Source organism: Kitasatospora sp. NPDC033851 (genome assembly GCF_055576085.1).
Window position 1 is genome coordinate 142,281 of sequence record NZ_JBVIRL010000007.1, and the last position, 19,921, is coordinate 162,201.

The window sequence follows — 19,921 nt, forward strand, 5'->3', positions numbered from 1 at the left end:
CGGCGCCGCCCGCGCCGATCCCGCCCGGTAGGTTGTCAACCGTGCCGACCCCCACCCGCATCCGCCCCGCCGGACTGGCCGAGCGCCTGCCCGAGCGCGTCCGTACCCACGTCCGAACCGGGTACTGGACCAGGCTGGTGCCGGTTCTCGCGCTGGTCGCGCTGGTCACCCACATCCCCTCCTTCGCCCGGCCCGTCTGGAGCCCGGACGAGGGCTTCCTGGCCACCCAGGCCCGGATGCTGGCGGACGGCGGAGTGCTGTACGACACCGTGGTGGACCGCAAGCCCCCGCTGCTGCCCTGGCTCTACCAGGCCTGCTTCGCGGTCTTCGGCTCCGCCTCGCTCTGGCCGCAGCGCACCCTGGCCGTGGTGGCCCACCTGGTCACCGCGATCCTGCTGGCCTCGATCGCCCGCGGCCGCTGGGGCAACCGGGCCGGCGCCGGCGCGGGCCTGCTCTACCTGCTGGTCTCCATCGGGCTCTCCCCGGAGGACACCCAGGCGGCGACCTTCGAGGTCTTCATGCTGCCGGCCATGGTGGCCGCCTTCCGGTACGCCGAGCGGCGCCGCTGGCTGGCCGCGGGCATCGCGGTGGCGCTCTGCTCGCTGACCAAGCAGACCGGCGGCGCGGTGCTGCTGCCGGTGCTCTGGATGCTCTTCCAGGACACCCGTCGGCGCGGGGTGCGCTGGCCGCCCGCGCTGTTCAAGATCGGGTTCGGTTTCATCCTGCCGATAGCGCTGGTCGCGGTGATCCTCACCAAGCCCAAGGGCTTCCTCTTCTGGGTGGTCACCGGCAGCGGCGACTACGCCTCCTTCGGGGGCGCCTGGCTGCAGATGGCCGGCCGCGCGCTCGGCAACTCGGCCATCCTGGCCGTGGCCGGCCTGGGCTTCCTGCTCCCGGTCGGGCGCCGGCTCTGGCTCAAGTACCGCCACCGCCCGCTGCCGGTGGCCGGCGAGGAGCACGGCTCGACCACCGACCTGTGGGTCTGGCTGGTCTCCTCGGTCGTCGCGGTCAGCGTGGGCTTCCACTTCTTCGGCCACTACTACCTGCAGCTGATCCCGCCGCTGGTGCTGCTGGGCACCGGGGCGGTCGCCACCTCGGCGATCCGCTGGAAGCCCGTCCTGCTGTACACCACGGTCGCCGCCACGGTGTTCTGGGGCCTCGCGCTGGCCTGGCCCGGGGAGCGGCTCAACCGCACCACCGAGGTCGCCACCGCCGTCGCCGCCCAGACCACCCCCAAGGACACCGTGCTGGTCTGGGGCATGCACCCCGAGCTGTACTGGCTGGCCGACCGCAAGCCCGCCAGCCGCTACCTGACGGCCGGCTTCCTCACCAACTACAGCGGCGGCAAGGACGGCAGCGCCAACGTCGGCGAGCAGTTCAGCGTCTCCAACGCCTGGCAGACCTTCGACAAGGAGCTGGCCAACGGCCTGCCCGAGGTCGTGGTCGACGACTCCGGCGTCGCCCCGTACCAGCCGGTCATGGTCCCGCGGATCGAGAACCTGCTGGACACCCACTACGAGATGGTCGGCGTCTTCGCCGACACCGTGGTCTACCGCCTCAAGCACTGAGCCCGCAGCCCCCGCACACAACGGCTGAGCCCGCACGCGACGACGGAGTCGCACACGACGACGGAGCCCCGGTGACCACCAGGTCACCGGGGCTCCGTCGTATCGCCGGGCCTTACGCGGGCACCGAGGCCACGCCGGGGGCCAGGAACGGCTTGCCGTTCACGCGCTCCGAGATGCCCTCACGGTCCAGGTACGGGGTGATCCCGCCCAGGTGGAAGGGCCAGCCGGCACCGGTGATCATGCAGAGGTCGATGTCCTGCGCCTCGGCGACGACACCCTCCTCCAGCATCAGGCCGATCTCCTGGGCCACGGCCTCCAGGGCGCGGGCGCGGACCTGCTCCTCGGTGAGCACCGAGTCGCCGAAGGTCAGCAGCTCCAGCACCTCGGGGTCGAGGACCTGCTGGCCGTCCGTCCAGGTGTAGAAGCCGCGCTTGCCGGCCTTGACGACCTTGGCGAGGTTCTCGGAGACGGTGAACCGCTCCGGGAAGGCCCCGCGCAGGGTCTCCGAGACGTGCAGGGCGATGGCCGGGCCGACCAGCTCCAGCAGCACGATCGGGGACATCGGCAGGCCGAGCGGCTCGACGGCCTTCTCGACGTCGGCGATCGGGGTGCCCTCGTCGATGATGCTCTGGATCTCGCCCATGAAGCGGGTGAGGATCCGGTTCACCACGAACGCCGGGGCGTCCTTGCACAGCACCGAGGTCTTCTTCAGCTTCTTCGACACGGCGAAGGCGGTGGCCAGCGACGCGTCGTCGGTGTTGTCGCCGCGGACGATCTCCAGCAGCGGCAGGATCGCGACCGGGTTGAAGAAGTGGAAGCCGACGACCCGCTCGGGGTGCTTCAGCTTCGAGGCCATCTCGGTGACCGACAGCGAGGAGGTGTTGGTCGCCAGCACGCAGGTCGGCGAGACCACGTTCTCCAGGTCCGCGAAGACGGTCTGCTTGACGCCCATCTCCTCGAACACGGCCTCGATGACGAAGTCCGCGTCGCCGAAGGCGGCGGCCTTGTCGAGCGAGCCGGAGACCAGGCCCTTGAGACGGTTGGCCTTGTCCTGGCCGATGCGGCCCTTGGAGAGCAGCTTGTCGATCTCGGCGTGGACGTAGCCGACGCCCTTGTCGACGCGCTCCTGGTCGATGTCGGTGAGGACCACCGGCACCTCCAGACGACGGGCGAACAGCAGCGCCAGCTGCGAGGCCATCAGGCCGGCGCCGACGACGCCCACCTTGGAGACCGGGCGGGCCAGCGACTTGTCCGGCGCGCCGACCGGGCGCTTGGCCCGGCGCTGCACCAGGTTGAAGGCGTAGATGCCGCTGCGCAGCTCGCCGCTCATGATGAGGTCGGCCAGGGCCGCGTCCTCGGCGTCGAAGCCCGCCTGCAGGTCGGCGTCCTTGACCTGGGCGATGATGTCCAGCGCCTTGTAGGCGGCCGGCGCGGCGCCGTGCACCTTGGCGTCGGCGACCAGACGGCCCCAGGCGACGGCGTCGTCCCAGGCCTTGCCGCGGTCGATCTCCTCGCGGGCGACGACGACCTCGCCCTTGAGGACCTTGGCGGCCCACAGCAGCGACTGCTCCAGGAAGTCGGCCGGCTCGAAGATCGCGTCGGCGATCCCCAGCTCGAACACGTCCTTGCCCTTGAGCTGCTTGTTCTGGTTCATCGAGTTCTCGATGATGACCTTGATCGCCTTCGAGGGGCCGATCAGGTTCGGCAGGATGCTGCAGCCGCCCCAGCCCGGGACGAGGCCCAGGAAGACCTCCGGCAGCGAGAACGCCGGGACGCCCGCGCTGACCGTGCGGTAGGTGGCGTGCAGGCCGACCTCGACGCCGCCGCCCATCGCCGCGCCGTTGTAGAAGGCGAAGGTGGGGACGGGCAGCGCGGCGATCCGCTTGAAGACCTCGTGGCCGCCCTTGCCGATGGCCAGCGCGTCCGCGTGCTCCTTGAGCAGCTCGACGCCCTTGAGGTCGGCGCCGACCGCGAAGATGAACGGCTTGCCGGTGATCGCGGCGCCGACGATCTTGCCCTCGGCGGCCTCGGCCTCGACCTGGTCCAGCGCGGCGGACAGCTTGAGCAGCGAGCCCGGGCCGAAGGTGGTCGGCTTGGTGTGGTCGAAGCCGTTGTCCAGGGTGATCAGGGCCAGCTTGCCGGCCTGCAGCGGCAGGTCCAGGTGGCGCACGTGGGCGGTCGTGACGACCTCGCCCGGGAACAGCTCGGCGCCGTGCTGGAGCAGCTCAGTGGTGTTGCTCATGCTCACTTACCACCCTCGAAGTGGGGGTTCTCCCAGATGATGGTGCCGCCCATGCCGAACCCGATGCACATCGTGGTGAGGCCGTAGCGGACGTCCGGGCGCTGCTCGAAGCGGCGGGCCAGCTGGTTCATCAGGCGCACGCCGGAGGAGGCCAGGGGGTGGCCGAAGGCGATCGCGCCGCCGAACGGGTTGACCCGCTCGTCGTCGTCCGCGATGCCGTAGTGGTCGAGGAAGGACAGCACCTGGACGGCGAAGGCCTCGTTGACCTCGAAGGCCTGGATGTCGTCGATGGTCAGACCGGCCTTGGCCAGGGCCTTCTCGGTGGCCGGGACCGGGCCGATGCCCATGACCTCGGGCTCGACGCCGGCGAAGGCGTAGGAGACCATGCGCATCTTGACCGGGAGGCCGAGCTCCTCGGCGACGTCCTCGGCGGCCAGCAGCGAGGCGGTGGCGCCGTCGTTCAGACCGGCCGAGTTGCCCGCGGTGATGTTGCCGTGCGGGCGGAACGGGGTCTTGAGGTTCGCCAGCGACTCCATCGTGGTGCCCGGGCGCATCGGCTCGTCCACGGTGGCCAGGCCCCAGCCGGTCTCGCCGACCTCGGGGTTGGTGTTGCGGATCGAGATCGGCACCAGGTCCGGCTGGATGTCGCCGTTGGCGTACGCCTTGGCGGCCTTCTCCTGGGAGCGCACGGCGTAGGCGTCGCAGCGCTCCTTGGTGATGTGCGGGAAGCGGTCGTGCAGGTTCTCCGCGGTCATGCCCATGAACAGGGCGGACTCGTCGACCAGCTTCTCGGAGACGAAGCGCGGGTTCGGGTCGACGCCCTCGCCCATCGGGTGGCGGCCCATGTGCTCGACGCCGCCGGCCACGACCACGTCGTAGGCGCCGAAGGCGATGCCGCCGGCCGTGGCGGTCACCGCGGTCAGCGCGCCGGCGCACATGCGGTCGATCGAGTAGCCCGGGACGGACTTCGGCAGGCCGGCCAGCAGGGCGGCGGTGCGCCCGATGGTCAGACCCTGGTCGCCGATCTGCGTGGTGGCCGCCACGGCGACCTCGTCGATGCGCTCGACGGGCAGGTTCGGGTTACGGCGCACGAGCTCCCGGATGCACTTGACGACGAGGTCGTCGGCGCGCGTCTCGTGGTAGATGCCCTTCGGGCCGGCCTTGCCGAACGGGGTGCGGACGCCATCGACGAAGACGACGTCCCTCGCGGTACGAGGCACGGGGGCTCTCCTCCCAGGGACCAACATTTGAGGTGGGCAGGCTGCCGCCGGCGAAAGACCCGAGCGGCGCCGCTTCACGGTCATGCTACCCGTCGGTAACCAACCTGCCCAGGCCCCTCGGACGGTTCTGACCGTGTGTCCCGCGACACGTCCGACCAGGAACGCTGCCCCGGGTACAACGAGCGGGCGCGCGAGCGGGGACGACGAAGGGGATGCCGCCCGTACGGACGGCATCCCCTCCGGGGTCCTGCCGGGGTCAGGCCTCGGCCGCCGAGGTCGCCGCCGGGGTCGCGGCCGAGGCGAACGCAGCGGCCATCGCGGGCGCCACCAGGTCCACCTGCCACTGCCGGGCACCGAGCCGGCGCAGCGCGGCGGCCACACCCTCGGGGCCGCGGTCGGCCGGCGGCTCCCAGGAGACCCGCCGGACCAGGTCCGGGGTGATCAGGTTCTCGGCCGGCAGGTGGTGCCGCTCGGCCAGCTCGCTGACCGCGCTGCGCGCACCGGAGAGCCGGGCGGCGGCCACCGGGTCCTTCTCCGCCCAGGCGCGCGGCGGCGGCGGTCCGTCGTGCGGCGCGGCGGCCGGCGGCAGCTGGCCCTCCGGGATCTCCCGGCCGCGCTGCACGGCGGCCAGCCACTGCTCCAGCTGGCGCCGGTGCACCCGCGGCCCGAAACCCTGGACAGCCTGCAGCGAGGCGATGTTCAGCGGCATGGCCAGCGCGGCGTTGACGATCGCGGCGTCCGAGAGCACCCGGCCAGGGGAGACGTCGCGCTCCTGCGCCATCCGGTCGCGCGCCAGCCACAGCTCGCGCACCACGGCCAGCTGGCGGCGCCGCCGGACCTTGTGCAACTGCGAGGTGCGCCGCCACGGGTCGGTGCGCGGGGCCGGGCGGGGCGCGGCGGCGATCGCCGCGAACTCCTCCAGGGCCCAGTCGAGCTTGCCCTGGGCGTCCAGCTCCTGTTCGAGTGCGTCGCGCAGCTCGACCAGCACCTCGACGTCCAGAGCGGCGTAGCGAAGCCACGGCTCGGGCAGCGGGCGGGTGGACCAGTCGACCGCCGAGTGCTCCTTGGCCAGGCTCAGGCCGAGCACGTTCTCGGTCATCGGTCCGAGGCCGACCCGGGCGAAGCCGGCGATCCGCCCGGCCAGCTCGGTGTCGAAGAGACGCCGGGGTCTCATGCCGACCTCGGCCAGGCAGGGCAGGTCCTGGGTGGCGGCGTGCACCACCCATTCGGCGTCCTCGAGGGCGGCGTTGAGCGCGCTGAGGTCGGGGCAGGCGATCGGGTCGATCAGGGCGGAGCCGGAGCCCGCGCGGCGCAGCTGGATGAGGTACGCGCGCTGCCCGTAGCGGTAGCCGGAGGCGCGCTCGGCGTCGACGGCGACAGGCCCGGTGCCCGCGGCGAAGGCCGCGATCGTGGCGGCCAGCGCCTGCTCGTCCGCCACGACGGGCGGGATCCCCTCCTTCGGCTCGAGGAGCGGGACCGGGGCTGCTTCTTCTGGGATGGCTGCTACGGCGTCGGTCACCCCCCAAGGGTACGACGGACCTCGCGACCGGGAGTGTTGTCGGACTGGTCAGACGGATACTCACCCCTTAGTCGCCCGCTCGCCTCCGGGGCGCCCAGTGACTCACCCGCTCGCCTCAAGGGTGTCTCGGGGCGGGGACTCACCCGCTCGCCTCAAGGGTGTCTCGGGGCGGGGACTCACCCGCTCGCGTCGGGTGCTCGCCCGCTTGCTGAGGGGGCCCAGGCAACGGCGCGGCGGCCGAGGAGGAAACGTTCCTCCTCGGCCGCCGCGGCGGTCCGGAGCGCTCGGCTCAGTGGATGATCCCGGTGCGCAGCGCGACGGCGACCATGCCGGCGCGGTCGCCGGTGCCCAGCTTGCGGGCGATCCGGGCGAGGTGGCTCTTCACCGTGAGCGCCGACAGGCCCATTGCCACGCCGATCGCCTTGTTCGACTGCCCCTCGGCGACCAGCCGCAGCACCTCGACCTCGCGGCCGGACAGTTCGCGGTAGGCGGCCTGCTGGGGGCCCGGGGCACCGGGCGCACCGGGGGCTCCGGGGGCTCCCGGTGCACCGGTGGCTCCCGGCATGCCCGGCATCCCGGGGCGGCGCATCCGGCCGGCCAGCCCGGCGGCGCCGAGCGGCATGCCCGGGCGGCCCGGCATCGCGACGTTCGTCCGGGTGCCGGTGACCACGTAGCCCTTGACGCCGCCGGCCAGCGCGCTGCGGACCGCGCCGATGTCGTCGGCGGCGGACAGTGCCAGGCCGTTGGGCCAGCCCGCGGCGCGGGTCTCGGCGAGGATGGTCAGCCCGGAGCCGTCGGGCAGGTGTACGTCGGCGACGCAGATGTCGCGTGGGGTGGAGACCCGGGGGCGGGCCTCGGCGATCGAGGACACCTCGATCACGTCCCGGACGCCGAGCGCCCACAGGTGACGGGTGACGGTGTTTCGGACGCGGGGATCGGCGATGACCACCATGGCGGTGGGCTTGGTCGGGCGGTAGGCGACCACGTTTGCGGGGTGCTCAAGAAGGACCGACACCAGGCCTCCTGCGGGGAGTGGCGGACGGAACCCCGATGGGGGCGGTCGGAGTGTTCCGCGTTCGGAAAGGGTCACAGTCTGCTTCGGCAGCAACCGTGCCCGGCTTTAGCAAAAGATCACGATCTAGTGAGTAACAATACGGACAAATCGCGCAAATGATTGATGCGACATGCTTGGTATTCGCACAAAATCGATCAGATTCGATGCTGATCGGTCGGTATCGACCGGTTAATTGACACAGAGCGGGTCCGAAGTCACACTCCGTCAGTCCTGGGAGTGGCGTCCGGCCGCCCGCGGTCGACGAGCCCCGACGCCACCCGTCAGTGCGGCCGCGGGCGTCGCCTGGCGGGCATCGGGACCACTCCACCGAGTGACGGCACCTCGGCGGGCCCCTGCGGCGCCGGTGCGACCGGCGGCAGGCCGGCGCTGATGCAGAGCAGGTCCGCCCAGGCCGCCAGGTGCCGCTCGAAACGGCCGTCGGCCGGGGTCCAGGACGCCCGGATCTCGATCTCGGTCGACGACGGGCGGTCCGCCAGACCGCCGAAGTACTGGGACGCGCACCTGGTCACCGTGCCGGACGGCTCCGCGTACCCGGCGCCGTGCGCCTGCAGTGAGTCCAGCAGCCAGGCCCAGCCGACCTCGCAGAGCATCGGGTCGCCGGCCATCTCCGGCTCCAGCTCGGCCCGGGTCATCGTGACCACCCGGAACTCACCGTTCCAGGCCTCCTGTCCGGCCGGGTCGTACAGCAGCACCAGACGGCCGTCCGCCAACTCCTCGCCATCCACCTCGACCGCGGCGGTCACCGCGAAGGCGTGCGGGGCCAGCCGACGCGGCGCCGGCGCGGGGGAGAGCTGCACCTCGGGCCGCAACCGGGCCCCGTCAAGGGCCGCCACGGCAGCCCGGAACTCGCTCGGCGCCCCCTCGCGACCCGTTCCGCCACCTGCTCCGCCACCCTGTGCGGGGTGCCCTCCGACCGCTGCCATGACCCGAAGACTAGGTCGAAAACCCGGGTTATCGCCGCAACTTCTCTCCCAGCGGCGTGCCGGAACGGCAAACCCGGGCAGATCTTGGAGGAACCGACGAGACCGGCCGGGAAGGGGTCCCCGGGACGCGTGCGAAGATTTGACGCGTGAGCGAGACTACGGCAGACCCGACGGCGGCCTCGAACAACGGCCGGACCACCCCCGCGCGCCGCGGCGCCGCGTACGACTCCGCGTTCCTGCGCGCCTGCCGGCAGGAGCCGGTGCCGCACACGCCCGTCTGGTTCATGCGCCAGGCCGGCCGCTCGCTGCCCGAGTACCTGAAGGTCCGCGAGGGCATCCCCATGCTGGAGTCCTGCATGCGGCCCGAGCTGGTCAAGGAGATCACCCTGCAGCCGGTGCGCCGGCACAAGGTGGACGCCGCGATCTTCTTCAGCGACATCGTGGTGCCGCTCAAGGCGGTCGGCATCGACGTCGACATCAAGCCCGGCATCGGCCCCGTCATCGCCGACCCGATCCGCACCTTCGACGACCTCCAGCGGCTGCGCCCGCTCGAGCCGGACGACGTCCCCTACATCACCGAGGCCATCGGCCTGCTGGTGGACGAACTCGGCGAGACCCCGCTGATCGGCTTCGCCGGCGCGCCCTACACGCTGGCCAGCTACCTGGTCGAGGGCGGCCCGTCCAAGAACCACGAGAACACCAAGGCCATGATGTACGGGCAGCCCGAGCTGTGGGCCGCCCTCGTGGACCGGCTCGCCGACATCACCTCGGCCTTCCTCAAGGTGCAGATCGAGGCCGGCGCCTCGGCGGTCCAGCTGTTCGACTCCTGGGTCGGCTCGCTCGCGCCGGAGGACTACCGCCGCTCGGTGATGCCGGCCAGCACCAAGGTCTTCGACGCCGTCGCCGGGTACGGCGTGCCGCGCATCCACTTCGGCGTCGGCACCGGCGAACTGCTCGGTCTGATGGGCCAGGCCGGCGCGGACATCGTCGGCGTCGACTGGCGGGTGCCGCTGAACGTCGCCGCCGAGCGGGTCGGCCCCGGCAAGGGCCTGCAGGGCAACCTTGACCCGGCGGTGCTGTTCGCGCCCACCGAGGTCGTGGAGGCCAAGGCCCGCGAGGTGCTGCAGGCCGCCGAGGCGCTCGGCACCAGCGGCCACATCTTCAACCTCGGCCACGGCGTCATGCCGTCCATGGACCCGGACGCGCTCAGCCGGCTCGTTGCCTTCGTCCACGAGGCCAGCGCGCGCTGACCCCTCCACGGTGGCGGGCCTCCGGATCCCGGGGGCCCGCTACCCGGCGGTGACCTCGATCCCCGCGCGCCGCAGCAGCGCCGCCGTCACCCCGTCTCCGGGGCGCAGCTCCCCGGTGAACGTCCCGTCGTACACCTGCCCGCAGCCGCACGACGGGCTGCGCGCCATCAGCACCGCCCGCCGCGCCCCCGCCGCCTCCGCGGCGGCGAGCGCCGCCCGGGCGCCGGCCAGGAACTCCCCGGTGCAGTCCGCCCCGGTCGCGTCCACCACCCGCGCCCGCCCGTCCAGCACGTCCGCGCCGTCCCCGCCCACGATCTCCGCCGGCGGCCGCGGCGTCGGCAACCCGCCCGCCCCCTCCGGGCACACCACCACGGCCCGCCCCTCCTCCACCAGGCGCAGCGCACCCTCGGAGGTCTTCGCCCGCCCGTCGTACCGGCACGGCACGCCGGCCAGACACGCACTCACCATGATCGGCTCCATAGCACACACCCTAAGCGGCGGTTCCTCGTGTCCTTGAACTCGCTATCTTGGGGTCATGAGTGAGCTGCCGGACTGGATGTACGCCCCCAGAGACGAGGGTTGGTTCGCCGACGACCTCGACCACCTGCCGCAGGCGCCGCGGCACACCGAACTGATCGATGGAGCCCTGGCCTTCATGATGTCCCCGCAGCGCTCGTGGCACAGTCAGGTGGTGTCGCGGCTAACCGCCGTGTTGGAGCACTCGGTTCCTGATGGAACGGTCGCCGAGCGTGAGATGACAATCAAGCTTGACCCGCGCAACCGGCCGGAGCCTGACGTGGTGGTAGCCACCGCGGCGTACGACCCGGACCGGACCTGGTACGCCCCCGCTGACGTGGTGCTCGTCGTGGAGGTCGTCTCCCCTGAGTCCGCCCATCGCGACCGCACTGTAAAGGTCCGCAAGTACGCCGAAGCGGGTATCCCGCACTACTGGATCGTCGAGGAGGAGGACGGCTTGCCGGTCGTGCACGTCTATGAATTGGACGTCCCGACCTCCACGTACGTGGCTGCCGGGATCTTCCGGGGCACGCTGGAACGGCCGGTGCCGTTCCCCGTCGCCGTCGATCTCGCTGGGCTTGTGCCCCGGTCGAAGCGAGCGGGGGATTGAGGGTTCGGTGTAAGGACCTGCGAGACTGCGAGGCATGTCGGATGCACGGGTCGTCGTCGTCGGTGGTGGGATCGCGGGGCTGGCTGCGGCCGCTTTTCTGAGCGGAGCGGCCGGGGGTGCGCCGCGGGCGCGGGTGACGGTGCTGGAGGCGTCGGGGCGGGTCGGCGGGAAGCTGTGGGGCGGGGAGGTCGGCGGGGTCCGGGTGGACCTCGGGGCCGAGTCGGTGCTGGCCCGGCGGCCGGAGGCGGTGGAGCTGGCGCGGGCGGTCGGGCTGGGGGAGGAGCTGGAGCCGCCGACCACCGCGAAGGCGGCGATCTGGACGCGCGGGGCGCTGCGGCCGCTGCCGGGCGGGCAGGTGATGGGGGTGCCGGGCGACCTGGAGGCGCTGGCGGCGTCCGGGGTGCTCACCGCGGAGGGGCTGGAGCGGGCCCGGCACGAGGAGCCGACCGAGGTGGGGGAGGACGTCGCGATCGGCCGCTACGTCGCCGACCGGCTGGGCCGGGAGGTGGTGGACCGGCTGGTCGAGCCGCTGCTGGGCGGCGTCTACGCCGGTCGCGCCGACGAGATCTCGCTGCGCGCCGCCGTACCGCAGCTGCTGGCGATCGCCCGGGGCGGTGGTTCGCTGGTCGAGGGGGTGCACGAGCTGGCGTCCCGGCCGCAGGTGGTCGGTAGCCCGGTGTTCAACGGTCTGCGCGGGGGCCTCGGCACCCTGCCGGAGGCGGTCGCCGCGGCCTGCGTCAAGGCGGGTGTGGACCTGCGCACGGACGCCCCGGTGGACGAGCTGCGCCGCACCCCCGACGGCTGGCGGGTGGTGACCGGCGGCGAGGTGCTGCACGCGGACGCCGTGGTGCTGGCGGTCCCGGCCCCGGCCGCGGCCCGGCTGCTGCGCGCGGACGCCCCGGCGGCCGCCGTCGAGCTGGACACCGTCGAGTACGCGGGCATGGCGCTGGTGACGCTGGCGTTCCGGCGTTCCGATCTGGCCGAACTCCCCAGCGGCAGCGGGTTCCTGGTGCCGCCGGTGGACGGGCGGCGGATCAAGGCGTCGACCTTCTCCTCCAACAAGTGGGGCTGGCTGGAGCGCTCCGCGCCGGACGCGTTCCTGCTGCGCACCTCGCTGGGCCGGCACCGCGAGGAGGAGGCGCTGGGCCTGCCGGACGAGGAGCTGGTGGCCCGCTCGCTGGCGGACCTGCGGGAGGCGATCGGGCTGACCGCCCGGCCGTACGACACCTTCGTCTCACGCTTCACGGCCGGCCTGCCGCAGTACCCGGTGGGTCACCCGGACCGGGTGGCCAGGGTCCGGGCGGCGGCCGAGCGGGTGGGCGCGCTGGCGCTGTGCGGCGCCGCGTACGACGGGGTGGGCATTCCGGCGTGCATCGGATCGGCGGCCGCCGCGGTGGCCGCCGTCGACAGACTGTTGACCCCGGCGACCGGGGAAGGTTCCACGGAGAGGACAATGGGCGCATGACTGAGAGCGTTGAGCGGGAGCCGGAGCAGCGGCCCGAGAAGAAGAAGGCGCGCGACCTGAACCAGGTCATCCGCTACACGATGTGGTCGGTGTTCAAGCTCAAGGGCGCCCTGCCCGAGGACCGCGCCGCCCTGGCCGCCGAGGTGGACGAGCTGTTCGAGCAGCTGGCCGCGAAGGACGTGACCGTGCGCGGCACGTACGACGTCTCCGCTCTGCGCGCGGACGCCGACATCATGGTCTGGTGGCACGCCGAGGACTCGGACGACCTCCAGGAGGCGTACAACCGCTTCCGTCGCACCGGCCTGGGCCGCCACCTGGAGCCGGTCTGGTCGAACATGGCGCTGCACCGCCCGGCCGAGTTCAACAAGTCGCACATCCCGGCCTTCCTGGCCGACGAGCGCGCGCGCGACTACGTCTGCGTGTACCCGTTCGTGCGCTCCTACGAGTGGTACCTGCTGCCGGACGAGGAGCGGCGCGCGATGCTCGCCGAGCACGGCAAGATGGCGCGCGGCTACCCGGACGTGCGGGCCAACACGGTCGCCTCGTTCGCGCTCGGCGACTACGAGTGGCTGCTCGCCTTCGAGGCGGACGAGCTGCACCGGATCGTCGACCTGATGCGCGACCTGCGCCCGTCCCGGGCCCGGCTGCACGTCCGCGAGGAGGTGCCGTTCTTCACCGGCCGCCGCAAGCCGGTCAGCGAGCTGCTGAACGGCCTGGTCTGAGCGACCGCGGTTCCTTCGGAGGCCGGTTCCCCTACGTACGGGGAACCGGCCTCCGCCGTTGTGACGCCCGTTGTGACGCGCCGTGGTGACGCCCGGGCGGGCCCGGGCGGCGGGCTCAGGTGCGGTGGGGGCGCAGGGCGGCGCGCAGGCGGGCGTCGGGGAGGACGGCCGGGCCGTTCATGGCGACGGCGGTGAGCAGTTCGCGCTCCTCGTCGTCGGCGAGGCCGCGCTGGCGGGCCGGGCGGACCTCGCGCAGCACCTCCTGGCCGATCGGGGAGGCCCAGCGGGTGTAGGGGTAGACGTCGACCCGGGCCATCAGCAGGGTGCCCGAGGTGAGCACCAGCGGCAGCGAGAACCAGGCGAGCGGGGCGAGGGTGTCACCGCCGGTGAAGCCGCTGACGGCCAGCGAGACGGCCAGCAGGAGCAGCGACAGCAGCAGCGCGTGCCGGACCTGCCGGACCACCACGACGGTGTTGCGCTGCACCAGGGCCGGGGTGGCCAGGCCGGCCAGCGAGAGCCGGGCGCCGATCTCCAGCACGGTGGGGTGCTCGGCCATCGCCCGGCGCAGCTCGTCCGTGCGGCACTGGCCCTCGGGGCCGACGGTGGCGATGACGGCCCGTTCCAGGCGGCTGCGGCCCCTGGGGTCGACCACGGTGGTCCAGCCGGTGTGCGCCAGGTGCAGCCGGCCCCGGCCGGCCATCAGGACGAGGGCCAGTTCGACCACCCGGTCCGGGCCGCCGGCCAGGTAGGCGGTCTCGTAGAGCCCGATGCCGACGGCTTCCGGTGGGCGCAGCCCGTCCTGTTCGGCCAGGGCGTCGGCGGTGGCGGTCATTCGGACCAGCCGGAGGCAGGAGAGCACCGCCGCGACACAGGCCGGTATCAGGAACAGCAACCACATGGCCTTGTTCTATGCCTGGCCCGATGGTGCGGGGAACGCCTTCCCGGTCCGCGATACCGAACTGTGACGTCGGCCGTGGGACGAACCGCGACGGTACGACGAGCCGAAACCGTGCGATTTCCCCTCGGCGCGGGCCGGGCGGGCGTCAGGAGCCGCCGCAGCCGCCGCCGCAGCTCGAGCCGCAGCTGGATCCGCAGCTGGAGGACGAGGAGCCGCAGCTGGACGACGACCCGCAGCTGCTGGAGCCGGAGCTGCAGCTGGACGAGCCGCAGCTGGACGACCCGGAGCCGGAGGAACCACACCAGGAGCTCGAGGAGCACGAGGTGGAGGACGACGAACACGAGGAGGAGGACGAGGACGACGAGGCGAACCAGGACGAGCTCGCGGAAGCCTGCCGCATCGCCTCCTCCTCGGCTGTCGCGGCCAGCATCGCGGCCTCCAGCTCCTGGTTCTCCAGCCCGGCGGCGGCCAGCCCGCCCAGCGCGAGCGCGCCCAGCAGCGCGCCGCCCACCAGCTTGGGCGACACACCGGAGCTGGGCGTCCACGGCGAGCCGTCCATCAGGGTCAGCTGGCGCGTCCCGGCCGGGGTGATCCGGCCCTTGACCGGCCTCGTGGCGAGTAGCGAGACGGCGCCCGCGAACAGCAGGAAGCCCGGGATCCAGAGGTTGGGGTGGACAGGCCCGTAGACGCCGTCGATCAGCTCGGAGGCCACGGCGAAGGCCACGACGACGAGCATCGCGAGCCAGAGCAGCCGACGGGCGGTCCGGGCCCGGTGCATCCGTTCGGGGCGGCGCATCAACCCGCGGTCGGCGAGCCGGTCGCCGATCTCCTGGACGGCCGCGGAGCGCATCACCATGCGGCGCAGCGGGGCGAGTTCACGGCTGCCGGTGGGCCCGGCGGCCTCCTGGATCGCCTGGTCGACGGCGTCGTACGGCTTGCCGCCGGTGAGCGTGACCAGGCCGGAGCGGCTGATCACGACCTGTTCGCCCAGGTGCATCCGGACGAGGGCGGTGTCGAAGACCCGGCCCGGTCCGCCGGACAGGAACGCGGTGTCGAGCAGCGGCAGACCGCGGCCGGGCAGGCCCTTGGCGTACGGGACGTGGCCGATCCGCTGCCGGGTGTGGGCGGCGTACAGGGCGGCGGCCACCAGCAGGGCGGCCGGGATGATGAAGTAACTGTCGTGCCACATGGGCGGTTCCCCCGGAATGACGATGGGTCGCTAGCCGTGCAGGGCCCGGCGCAGACGCGCGAGCGGGCCGGACGGCCGTACGGGTGCCGGGTGGAGCCACTGCTCCAGGGCCCGGCGGTGGTCGGTGGCGGGCTGGCCGCCGTCGGTGAGCACCCACTGGGCGAAGGCCCGGGCGTCGGCGCGGTAGCCGCCGTTCTGCGGGTGGGTGCGGGCGTAGCGGAGGAAGAGCGGCCCGTACTGCTCCCCGAGCAGGCGGGGCAGCTCCGGGGCCACCTTGGCGGTGGTGTCGCGCCGCTTGGCGGCGAGGCCGGTGGCCTGGGCGCCGACCTGGGCCGGGTCGAAGCCGGGCGGGACGGGCCCGCCGGCCACCAGGGCGGCCAGCAGCTCCTCCTGGCGCCGGGCCAGGCGCTCCCGGGCGGCGGTGGCGTCCCGGGGCGCGGTCGGGCCGGCCGTCGTGGTCGGATCGGTCGCCCCGGTGGGGCCGGTGGCCGTGGTGAGGTTGCCCATCCGCCGGGTGCTCCCCTCCAGCACCCGGCGGATGGCGTCCAGTTCACCGGCCAGCTCGCTGGGCGGCGGGAAGTTGGCGTCCCGCTCCAGCAGGACGCCGGGCGGTGCGATCCGGGCGCAGAGCTCGGCCAGCACCTCCAGCACGGGTTCGGTGACGGGGTGGGCGTGCGTGTCGTGCCAGATCCCGTCGACCAGGGTGCCGCCCGCGACGTGGACGTAGGCGAGCGCCTCCAGCGGCAGGCGGTCGAGTTCTGCGGCCGGGTCGACGCCGAGGTTGACCCGGTTGGTGTGCAGGTTGGCGACGTCGATCAGCAGCCGGACGCCGGTGCGCTCGACCAGCTCGGCGAGGAACTGACCCTCGGTGAACTCGTCGTCCGGCCAGGCGAGCTGGGCGGCTATGTTCTCCAGGGCGAGCGGCACCGGGAGCTGGTCCTGGGCGATCCGGACGTTCTCGGCGATCACCCGCAGCGAGTCCCGGGTCCGGGGTACGGGCAGCAGGTGGCCGGCCTCCAGGCCGCCGGCCCGGACGAAGGCCAGGTGCTCGGTGACCAGCGGGGAGCCGAGTGCCAGGGCGGTGTCGGCGAGTTGGGCGAGGCGGCCGGGATCGGGCAGGTCGGCGCCGCCGAGGCCGAGGCCGACGCCGTGCGGGACGACGGTGACGCCGCGTTCGCGCAGCACCGTCAGCGAGTGGGGCAGGTGGTCGGCGCAGATGTTCTCGGCGACCACCTCGACCCAGTCCAGGCCGGGTTGGCGCTCGACCACGGTGTCGATCTCGCCGCGCCAGCCGAGGCCGACGCCCAGGCGGGTGGGGGCGGAGGGGTCGCCGGTGGTCCGTACGGGCAGGGCCAGGGCAGGGGAAGTCATCGGTTCGCCCCCTTCTGAGGGCCGGGGTGGGAAGGGCCGTCGGGTGGTGCGGGCGTCGTCGGCAGGACCACGCGGCCGTTGTTGCTGAGGATGTCCCCGAGCGGGGTGGCTGCCAAGCCTCACCCGGTCTTCTCAGAGCATTATTTGAGCTTGCCGTTCTGATGATAATGGACTTCGATCCCCGGCCGAGGCCGTCCCCGCAGGTGAGGCGCCGTTCCGGCGGTAAATCGGAGGCGGTGCGGGGGCGTGCCCGGCTAGCGTGGGAACCCATGATTTCTTTGACTTCTTCGACTTCCCTGACCATCCGTGAATTCCGCCCCGAAGACGCCGATGCGGTGGCGGCCGCCCACCGGGCCGGGCGCGAGCACCTGGTGATGTCCGCCGAGGCCCTGCTCTGGCTGAACGACCAGCCCAACCCCGACGAGCACTTCCGCACCTTCGTCGCCGAGTGCGACGGCCGGGTGGTCGGCGCGGTGCGCTGCGCGCTGGTGCTCGGGACGACGGCCGCCGGCGTCGGGTACGCCAACGGCAGTGTGCTGCCGGAGTTCCGGCGGCGCGGCGCGGCCACCGCGCTGCTGGCCGCGGCCGAACGGCACCTGGCCGAGCACGGGGTGACCGAACTGCACACCTGGCTGGACGACGAGCCCGCCTCGCTGGCCTTCGGCGCAGCCCGGGGCTACGAGATCGGGCGCGCGGCCCAGTTCGGCGGGCGGGACCTGGCGCTGCCGCTGCCGCAGGCGCCCGTACGGCCGGCCGGCGTCGAGCTGCGCCCGGCCACCGACTGGGCGGACGACCCGCGCCCGCTGTTCCTGGTCGATGCGGACGCCCTCCGGGACGAGCCCGGCGAGGTGCCGATGGACGCCCTGGAGTACGAGGACTGGCTGCGCAGCTTCTGGGCCCGACCGGACCTGGACCGGGCGCTGACCGTCGTCGCCGTGATGGACGGCGAACCGGCCGCGTTCACCATGGCGCAGACCGACGGCGTGGACCGCTACTGGTCCGCGTTCAGCGCCAGCCGCCGGGCCTTCCGCGGGCGCGGCCTGGTCAAGCTGGCCAAGCTGGAGTCGCTGCGCCTGGCGGCCGCGGCGGGCTACCGGCGCGCGTACACCTCCAACGACGAGACCAACGCGCCGATGCTCGCGATCAACGCATGGCTCGGGTACGAGCGCTGCGCGGGGGAGCGCAAGGGCATCAAGCGCCTGAAGTGACCCTCGGTGCGGTGATTCTGACGCTCGGAATTGCCGCGAGGGGGTATTTCGGCCACGGGCGGGGACTTAACCAGGGCACACAGTTCGTGGTCGAGTCTTCCTCCGAGGGGATGATATGGACCTTCTGCTCCAGGTGTTGGTCGCATCGGTTCCGGCCGTGATCGGCTTCCTCGCGGCCCACTCCCTCGCCCGGACCAGACTGTTCCTGCGCTACGGCTTCCTGCGGGCGCTGCTGGCGCCGTACAGCCGGGTGCAGATCATCACGCCGAGCATCGAGGTCGCGGAGTTCGCCTTCACCACGGACGGCTGCCAGCTGACCAGCCGCGGGCCTAAGAACGTGCTGTTCATGCCGATGGCCGAGGCGAGGGCCATAGCGGAACTCACCGACCTGCTGCGCAAGGTCAACCGGAAGGCGACGATCGAGCTGGTGGTGGCGGGCGCGCAGGACCCGCGGATGCCGACCTTCTCGATCGGTGGCCCGAGCGTCAACGCCTACTCCGGCGGCGTGCTGGACGCGGTGTTCCCCGACTTCGCGATCGAGTACCCGGAGGCGGCCCGCGCCCGGTGGGGCGGAATGACCTTCGAGGCGCTGTTCAACCCGACCGGGGAGCTGATCCGCGACCACGGCTTCATCTTCGTGACCCGCACGCCCCGGCACGCGCCCTGCGTGGTGCTCTGCGGGGTGTTCGCGTTCGGCTCGGCGATGGCGGTGGAGGCGCTGACCACGGCGAGCCGGACCTCCCCGCTGGCGGCGCTCTTCCGCTCGGGGGAGAAAGGATTCGTCGCGGTGGAGGGCCGGGTGATCGGGCTGGACACCGTGGACGTCACGGTCGAGGTCTGCCGCGTCCTGCCCGCGCCCCGGTCGGAGGTCCCGTCGGGCTTCCGGGGCGAGGTGCCCGTCAGTCGTCCCGAACAGTGAGATAATTGGTCTCGACCACGTGGTGCGAATCCGGACAGCACGGGCGAGACCGGGTCATGAACTCCTGGTGGACGTACAGGTTTTGCCCCACTCCTGGCGCATCATGGGCATAATCGCGCACATGACGATCAACCGTGCGAACGTGAGCGCGATTGCCGAGGACCTGTACGTGTGGCTCCCCCCGAAGCGGGGCTGGGGCCTGGCCAACTGCGGCCTGCTGGCCTCCGAGACGACCGCGCTCTGGATCGACACCCCCTACGACCCCTCGATGGCCGGGGAGTTCCTCGCCGCGAGCCGCCGGCTGCTGCCGGCCGGGGTCGAGGTCGACCGGGTGGTCGTCACCCACGCCAACGGCGACCACCTGTGGGGCGCCGGGGTGCTACCGGACGCCGAGGTGATCGCCACCCGCGAGGCGCTGGAGCACATCCACTGGGAGCCCACCCCGCAGCAGCAGCACGCCCTCGTCACCAACAGCGACCCGGACTCCCTGCTCGGCGGCTACCTCAGGGAGCACTTCGGGCGGTTCGACTGGTCCGGCACCGACCCGGTGCACCCGGACACCGTCTTCACCGGCGAGCTGGAGCTGCGGGTCGGCCGCTACCCCGTGCAGATCACCAGCCTGCCCGCCGCCCACACCGGCGGCGACCTGATGGTCCACCTCCCGCACCAGCGCGCGGTGTTCACCGGCGACGTGATCTTCGCCTCGACGCCCGAGCAGCCCGGCGACCACCCCTCGCACTGGGCCGGCCCACTGGAGAACATCGTCGGCGCCTGCGAGCAGGCCCTGGCCACCGGCGCGGAGATCTTCGTCCCCGGCCACGGCCCGGTGCTCGACCGCGAGGGCGTCCGGGAGCACATCGGCTACCTCGCGTACGTCCGCGAGCGCGCCCACACCCTGCACGCCGCCGGCATACCCGCGCTGGACGCCGCCCGGCGGGTGATCGCCGAGCAGCGCCACCCCGAACTCGGCCTGCCCGAGCGGCTGGTGCTCACCGTCGCGGCCGAGTACCGGCACCTGGACGGCTCGGCGGCGCCGGGCGCGCTGGACGCCATGGGACAGGTCGCCCTGGTCGCCCGGGAGCTGGCCGAGGACGCCGTCGCCCGGATCTCGCGCCCGCGCTCCGACCGGGGCTGAGCCCCCCGCCCGCCCAAGTCCGGCCCCGCCCGGAAACCGGCCCCGCTCGGAAACCGGCCCCGCCCCGGCCTCCTGGCCTGACCCGCCCGCC

At 72.8% G+C, this 19,921-nt stretch carries 17 protein-coding genes; 8 read left to right on the top strand and 9 right to left on the bottom strand.

Annotation, left to right across the window (positions count from 1 at the left end; all coding sequences use genetic code 11):
• Positions 1-41: 41 nt before the first annotated feature.
• Positions 42-1,568 (top strand): ArnT family glycosyltransferase, encoded by a 1,527-nt coding sequence (locus tag ACZ51D_RS16060; protein WP_465662601.1) that lies wholly within the window; start codon positions 42-44, stop codon positions 1,566-1,568.
• A gap of 112 nt (positions 1,569-1,680) precedes the next feature.
• Here ACZ51D_RS16060 and ACZ51D_RS16065 read toward each other — a convergent pair whose 3' ends face one another.
• The 5 genes from ACZ51D_RS16065 to ACZ51D_RS16085 form a co-directional block, all read right to left on the bottom strand.
• A complete protein-coding gene (locus tag ACZ51D_RS16065; RefSeq protein ID WP_360506171.1) occupies positions 1,681-3,810 on the bottom strand; it encodes a 3-hydroxyacyl-CoA dehydrogenase NAD-binding domain-containing protein in 2,130 nt (709 codons plus the stop codon).
• 2 nt (positions 3,811-3,812) lie between these two features.
• Positions 3,813-5,030: a thiolase family protein gene (locus ACZ51D_RS16070; protein WP_360506168.1), complete on the bottom strand. Its 1,218-nt coding sequence runs from the start codon at positions 5,028-5,030 to the stop codon at positions 3,813-3,815.
• Between the two features lie 256 nt (positions 5,031-5,286).
• Complete coding sequence (locus tag ACZ51D_RS16075) at positions 5,287-6,549, bottom strand: HRDC domain-containing protein (protein ID WP_465662603.1); 1,263 nt, start codon at positions 6,547-6,549, stop codon at positions 5,287-5,289.
• Positions 6,550-6,838: 289 nt separating this feature from the next.
• Positions 6,839-7,564, bottom strand: a complete 726-nt coding sequence (locus ACZ51D_RS16080) for a response regulator transcription factor (protein WP_360506162.1) — start codon at positions 7,562-7,564, stop codon at positions 6,839-6,841.
• A gap of 320 nt (positions 7,565-7,884) precedes the next feature.
• Positions 7,885-8,547, bottom strand: a complete 663-nt coding sequence (locus ACZ51D_RS16085) for a DUF3000 domain-containing protein (protein ID WP_465623108.1) — start codon at positions 8,545-8,547, stop codon at positions 7,885-7,887.
• Positions 8,548-8,783: 236 nt separating this feature from the next.
• Between ACZ51D_RS16085 and hemE the strand changes: the two genes are divergently transcribed.
• Positions 8,784-9,797: a uroporphyrinogen decarboxylase gene (hemE, locus tag ACZ51D_RS16090; RefSeq protein ID WP_360506233.1), complete on the top strand. Its 1,014-nt coding sequence runs from the start codon at positions 8,784-8,786 to the stop codon at positions 9,795-9,797.
• 39 nt (positions 9,798-9,836) lie between these two features.
• On the opposite strand, the gene ACZ51D_RS16095 is transcribed toward hemE, so the two are convergent.
• A complete protein-coding gene (locus ACZ51D_RS16095) occupies positions 9,837-10,277 on the bottom strand; it encodes a 2-thiouracil desulfurase family protein (RefSeq protein WP_360506156.1) in 441 nt (146 codons plus the stop codon).
• 55 nt (positions 10,278-10,332) lie between these two features.
• Here ACZ51D_RS16095 and ACZ51D_RS16100 point away from each other — a divergent pair, with 55 nt between their 5' ends.
• Genes ACZ51D_RS16100 through hemQ form a run of 3 tightly spaced genes read left to right on the top strand, consistent with a single transcriptional unit; the run spans position 10,333 to position 13,110 of the window.
• Positions 10,333-10,923 carry a Uma2 family endonuclease gene (locus ACZ51D_RS16100; protein ID WP_465662605.1) on the top strand — a complete coding sequence of 197 codons (591 nt, stop codon included), beginning with the start codon at positions 10,333-10,335 and terminating at the stop codon, positions 10,921-10,923.
• 34 nt (positions 10,924-10,957) lie between these two features.
• Complete coding sequence (hemG, locus tag ACZ51D_RS16105) at positions 10,958-12,388, top strand: protoporphyrinogen oxidase (RefSeq protein ID WP_465620908.1); 1,431 nt, start codon at positions 10,958-10,960, stop codon at positions 12,386-12,388.
• Complete coding sequence (hemQ, locus tag ACZ51D_RS16110; protein WP_465620909.1) at positions 12,385-13,110, top strand: hydrogen peroxide-dependent heme synthase; 726 nt, start codon at positions 12,385-12,387, stop codon at positions 13,108-13,110. Before hemG ends, hemQ begins: the two co-directional genes overlap by 4 nt.
• Positions 13,111-13,225: 115 nt before the next feature.
• Here hemQ and ACZ51D_RS16115 read toward each other — a convergent pair whose 3' ends face one another.
• From ACZ51D_RS16115 to ACZ51D_RS16125, 3 genes are all read right to left on the bottom strand, one after another.
• Positions 13,226-14,008, bottom strand: coding sequence for a TIGR04222 domain-containing membrane protein (locus tag ACZ51D_RS16115; RefSeq protein ID WP_360506145.1), 783 nt, complete (start codon positions 14,006-14,008; stop codon positions 13,226-13,228).
• A 145-nt stretch (positions 14,009-14,153) separates the two neighbouring features.
• Positions 14,154-15,197 carry a TIGR04222 domain-containing membrane protein gene (locus ACZ51D_RS16120; RefSeq protein WP_465620911.1) on the bottom strand — a complete coding sequence of 348 codons (1,044 nt, stop codon included), beginning with the start codon at positions 15,195-15,197 and terminating at the stop codon, positions 14,154-14,156.
• Between the two features lie 30 nt (positions 15,198-15,227).
• Positions 15,228-16,568 carry an MbnB/TglH/ChrH family RiPP precursor modification enzyme gene (locus ACZ51D_RS16125; RefSeq protein WP_465620913.1) on the bottom strand — a complete coding sequence of 447 codons (1,341 nt, stop codon included), beginning with the start codon at positions 16,566-16,568 and terminating at the stop codon, positions 15,228-15,230.
• A 269-nt stretch (positions 16,569-16,837) separates the two neighbouring features.
• On the opposite strand from ACZ51D_RS16125, the gene ACZ51D_RS16130 reads away from it, so the two are divergent.
• The 3 genes from ACZ51D_RS16130 to ACZ51D_RS16140 all read left to right on the top strand — a co-directional run bounded on the left by ACZ51D_RS16130 (position 16,838) and on the right by ACZ51D_RS16140 (position 19,830).
• On the top strand, positions 16,838-17,776 hold the full coding sequence (locus ACZ51D_RS16130; RefSeq protein WP_465620915.1) for a GNAT family N-acetyltransferase: 939 nt from the start codon (positions 16,838-16,840) through the stop codon (positions 17,774-17,776).
• Positions 17,777-17,891: 115 nt separating this feature from the next.
• Complete coding sequence (locus ACZ51D_RS16135) at positions 17,892-18,695, top strand: hypothetical protein (RefSeq protein ID WP_360506135.1); 804 nt, start codon at positions 17,892-17,894, stop codon at positions 18,693-18,695.
• 121 nt (positions 18,696-18,816) lie between these two features.
• On the top strand, positions 18,817-19,830 hold the full coding sequence (locus tag ACZ51D_RS16140; protein ID WP_360506132.1) for an MBL fold metallo-hydrolase: 1,014 nt from the start codon (positions 18,817-18,819) through the stop codon (positions 19,828-19,830).
• Positions 19,831-19,921: the final 91 nt, after the last annotated feature.